The organism is Streptomyces capoamus, from assembly GCF_014654935.1.
In the GTDB taxonomy this organism is placed as follows: Bacteria; Actinomycetota; Actinomycetes; order Streptomycetales; family Streptomycetaceae; genus Streptomyces; species Streptomyces capoamus.
Window position 1 is genome coordinate 62,741 of sequence record NZ_BNBF01000030.1, and the last position, 4,350, is coordinate 67,090.

Consider the following 4,350-nt stretch of genomic DNA (forward strand, 5'->3'; position numbering starts at 1 on the left):
CCGCTGCATGGACAGCCGTACGGACCACCGATTCGACACCCAGGGCGCCGGCATCACCGTGCAGCGGGCGCTGGAGCTGCCCGGACTGCGCAGCGGACTGCCCGAGGTCCTCGCGGGCGCCGACCGGCTCGGGCGCACCGTGCGCTGGGTGCACGCGGGCGAGGTCCCGAACATCGCCTCGCTGCTCAAGGGCGGCGAACTGCTGCTCACCACCGGCTACGGCCTGGGCACCCGGCCGGCCGAGCAGCGGGCGTTCGTCCGGACCCTGGCCGAGCGGGGGATCGCCGCCCTGGTGGTGGAGCTGGGCCCGCGCTTCGCCCGGCTGCCGGCCGCCCTGGTGGACACCGCCCGGGCGGCCGGCCTGCCGCTCGTCCAGCTGCACCGCGAGGTGCCGTTCGTGACGGTGACCGAGGAGGTCCACACCGAGATCGTCAACGGCCACTACGCGCTCCTGCAGCGCGCGGAGGAGGTGCACCGGCGCTGCACCGAGGCGCTGCTGGGCGGCGGCGGGGTACCGCAGGTGCTGGGCATCCTGGCGGACTTCGGCGACAACCCGGTGTTCCTGGAGACGGCCGACGGCCGGCTGCTGTACGCCGCCGGTGCCGGGCCGGAGGGCACGGACCCGCTCCAGGTGTGGGAGGGACTGCGCGGACCGCACAAGGAGGCGCCGCCGCCCGCCGGTTCGGTGCTGGTGGACGTGCCCGGCGGCGGTGCCGGTACGGCGGGTTCGGTGCGGGCCCGCCTGGTGCTGCTGCCGGTGCGCTCCCCGCTGTCCCCGGTGCACCGGATCGCCGCCGAGCGGGCCGCGGGCATCCTGGCCGTGGTGCTGATGCAGGCCCGGCAGGAGGAGGAGCTGGCGGCACGCGGGCGCGGTGACTTCCTCACCGATCTCGCCGAGGGCCGGATCACGGCGGAGGACGCCCCGGCGCAGGCCCGGGTCCTCGGCTTCAAGCCCGGCGGCAGTCCGCTGCTGCCGGTGGTCATGCGGATCGGGGACACCCTCTCCCCCGGCGGCGGCTGGGCGGTGCTGGCCCGGGCGGTCTCCGAGGAGCTGGCCGCGGTGGGGGTGCCGGTGCTGCTCGGGGTGCGGCCGGTGGAGGGCCGGGTGCTGGTGCTGCTGGGGCTGCGCTCGGAGTCGGAGCGGGCGGCGGTCGCCGACCGGGTGGCGGCGGCGCTGCGGGCGGGGGTGGAGCGGGCCGGGATGCGCCGGCCGGGCTCGCCGCCGCCGGTGGTGGTCGTCGGGGTGGCGGGCGGCTGGGCGGCGGCCTCGGCGGGGCTCAGGCACGCGGCGGAGACGGCGACGGCGGCCCAGGGCCTGACCGACCGCCCCTGGTACGACGCCCGGCGCCTCGACATCGACCTGCTGCTGTGGCGGCTGCGCGACCACCCGGACCTCGCGGCCTTCGTGGACCGCGCGATCGGTCCGCTGCGCGACCACGACCACCGTTCCAAGCCGCCGCTGCTGCCGACCCTGGAGACCTATCTCGCGCACGCCGGCCGCAAGGCGGAGACGGCCCGCGAGCTGCACCTCAACCGGCAGACGCTGTACAACCGGCTGGCCCGGATCGGGGAGTTGCTGGGCACCGACCTCGACGACCCGCAGACCGTACTGGCGTTGAGCCTGGCCCTGCGGGCCCGCCGGCACGTGCCCTAGGGTCTGTCGTCCCCGAGCCCTCAGGCCAGCGGTCTGGGCTGGGTCAACTCGTCGTAGACGCTGAGCACCTGGGCGACGGTCTCGTCCTCGGTGGGCCAGGTGGCGGCCTGCCGTGCCCCGCGCTCGCGCAGCAGTGCGCACCGCTCCGGGTCGGCGAGCAGGGTGACGACGGTGTCGGCGAGGGCGTGCGGATCGCCGTAGGGGACGAGCGCGGCGGCGTCCCCGACGAGGTCCGGGACGCCGCCGACACGGGTGGCGACGAGCGGTACGCGCGCGTGCAGGGCCTCCTGGGCGAGCACGGAGCGGGATTCCCACCTGCTGGTCAGCAGGGCCAGGTCGGCGGCGGCGAGCAGCTCGGCGACGTCCTCCCGGTGCCCGATGAGCCGCACCGGCAGCTCCTGGTCCTCGATCCGGCGTTGCAGCACCGGCCGCAACGGCCCCTCGCCGGCGACGACCACGAGCGGTGCCGGGTCCAGGCCGCGCCAGGTGCGGGCCGCGTCGAGCAGGACGTCGTAGCCCCGGTGCCGGTCCAGGGAGCCGACCGCGATGAGCAACGGGCGCCCGGTGGCGCCGAGTTCGGCGCGGATCTTGGACCGCATCCGGTCGGGGTCGTCCCGGTCCGGGGCGTCGGGGCCGAGGGTGCCGGCGTCGAGGAGGCCGCCGGTGCGGCGCCGGGCCGGCAGGGCGACGGCCGCGAGCCGGGCGTCGCGGGCGCCGGTCCGCCGGGCCCGGTCGACCAGGTCGGGGCTGGTGCCGAGGACCACGGCGGCGGTCCTCACCACCCGTCGCTCCAGCACCCGCAGCAGATGGGCTCGCGGTCCCTCCGCGTGGGCGCGGTTGTGCCAGGTCACCACCAGCGGGGTGGTGCGCCCGCCGAGCGCGAGCACGGCCCGGAAGGAGGCGTGCAGACCGTGCGCGTGCACCAGGTCGGCGTTGGCGCAGGCCGTGCGGAGCGCGGCCACGGAGACGGGGTCGCTGCTGCGCGGCACGTGCACGTGCTCGGCGCCGGCCCCGGTGAAGTCGTAGGCGTGGTCGGCCTCGGCGGGGGCGCACACCGTGACGCGCACGCCCCTCGCCACGAGCCCCTCGGCCAGCGAGCGCACGTGCGCGCTGCTGCCGGCGTTGCCCCCGCCGAGCACCTGCACGGTGCGCAGCGGCGACTGGCCGTGCGGTGCGTTGCTGCTCACGGGGGTCACGGGGCCGGGGCTCCTGGTTCACGGCGGGGGCGGTCACGAGGGAACGTACAGAAGGTAGCGGGCTCCGGGGGGCGGAAGGACGCACCCCGCGCGCCTGGCACGCGGACCGTCCGGACCCCCTGCCCGCCCCGTGTTCCCCGCCAAGCATGCCAGTCCGTACGGCCGTTCAGGGCCATTCGGGAGGGCGCACCGTGCGGCGGGCCGGGGCAATGCGCCGGAGCACATCACCCACACGGGTGAGGAAACCCTCGCCGCGAGCGAACGCCGTACGAGAGCGTCCGACGAGGTCAGCCCCTCACCACGGCCATGTCCGGGCTCCCCCGGGCCCACGCCCCGGGCCGGCCCCGGCGGCTCGACGGCGCACGCCGGCAGCCACTGCGCGCCGCTTCGCCACCCCGAGCACCACCCCGGCGCGAGACCAGGAACGCGCGCCCCCACGCCCCGGGCCCCGCCGGCCCGGCCGGGGCCTAGGCGTCCGCCCTGGCCGTCGCCAGGAGTTCCTCGGCGTGGGCGCGGGCCGTCTCGGAGTCCTCCTGGCCCGCCAGCATCCGGGACAGCTCGCGGATGCGCTCCTCCCCCTCCAGCACCTTCACGCCGGAGCGGGTGACCGAGCCGTCGTCGGTCTTCTCCACCAGCAGCTGGCGGTCGGCGAACGCGGCGACCTGGGGCAGGTGGGTGACCACGACGACCTGCGCGGTCCTGGCGAGCTTGGCCAGGCGCCGCCCGATCTCGACGGCCGCCTTGCCACCGACCCCGGCGTCGACCTCGTCGAAGAGGTACGTCGGCACCGGGTCGGTGCCCGCGAACACCACCTCCACGGCCAGCATGACCCGGGACAGCTCACCGCCGGAGGCGCCCTTGGCGATGGGCCGCGGCGGGGCGCCCGGGTGCGGGGCGAGCAGCAGCTCGACCTCGTCCGCGCCCGAGGGGCCGTAGGCGACCGGCCGGCCGCCGACCTCGACGCCCTCCGGGTCCTCGGTCTGCCGGATGTCGAAGGACACGCGCGCGTGGGGCATCGCCAGCGAGGCCAGCTCGGCGGTCACCGCCGCGGCGAACCGCTCGGCGGCCTCCGTCCGCGCGTCGGTCAGGGCCTGCGCCAGCCCGCCCAGCTCGGTGCGCAGGGCGTCCCGCTCGGCGGTCAGCTCCTCGATCCGCTCGTCGTCGCCGTCCAGCTCGGTCAGGCGCGCGGCGCTCCGCTCGGACCAGGCGAGGACCGCGTCCACGTCCTCGCCGTACTTGCGCGTCAGCGCGGTCAGCGCGGCCCGGCGCTCCTCCACCGCGGCCAGCCGCAGCGGGTCGGCGTCGAGATCGTCGGCGTACCCGGCCAGCTCGCCGGCCACGTCAGCGAGCAGGATGCCGATCTCGCCGATCCGGTCGGCGAGCGCGGACAGCGCCGGATCGTGCGCCCGCACGGCCTCCAGGGACCGGTGCGCGCCCGCGACGAGGGTCGAGGCGTCGATGCCCTCGGGGTCCTCGGGGTTGCCCGCGAGAGCGGCGTGC

At 77.1% G+C, this 4,350-nt stretch carries 2 protein-coding genes and 1 pseudogene; 1 reads left to right on the top strand and 2 read right to left on the bottom strand.

All coding sequences use genetic code 11. The features are described 5' to 3' along the window. Positions 1 to 7 precede the first annotated feature (7 nt). Positions 8 to 1,654, top strand: coding sequence for a PucR family transcriptional regulator (locus tag IE312_RS33210; protein ID WP_189985941.1), 1,647 nt, complete (start codon positions 8 to 10; stop codon positions 1,652 to 1,654). A 20-nt stretch (positions 1,655 to 1,674) separates the two neighbouring features. Here the strand turns inward: IE312_RS33210 and IE312_RS33215 are convergent, their stop codons facing one another. Next, positions 1,675 to 2,850, bottom strand: coding sequence for a glycosyltransferase family 4 protein (locus IE312_RS33215; RefSeq protein ID WP_189985942.1), 1,176 nt, complete (start codon positions 2,848 to 2,850; stop codon positions 1,675 to 1,677). Positions 2,851 to 3,317: 467 nt separating this feature from the next. Continuing rightward, positions 3,318 to 4,350, bottom strand: a pseudogene (locus IE312_RS42995) (DNA repair protein RecN); the annotation flags it as partial.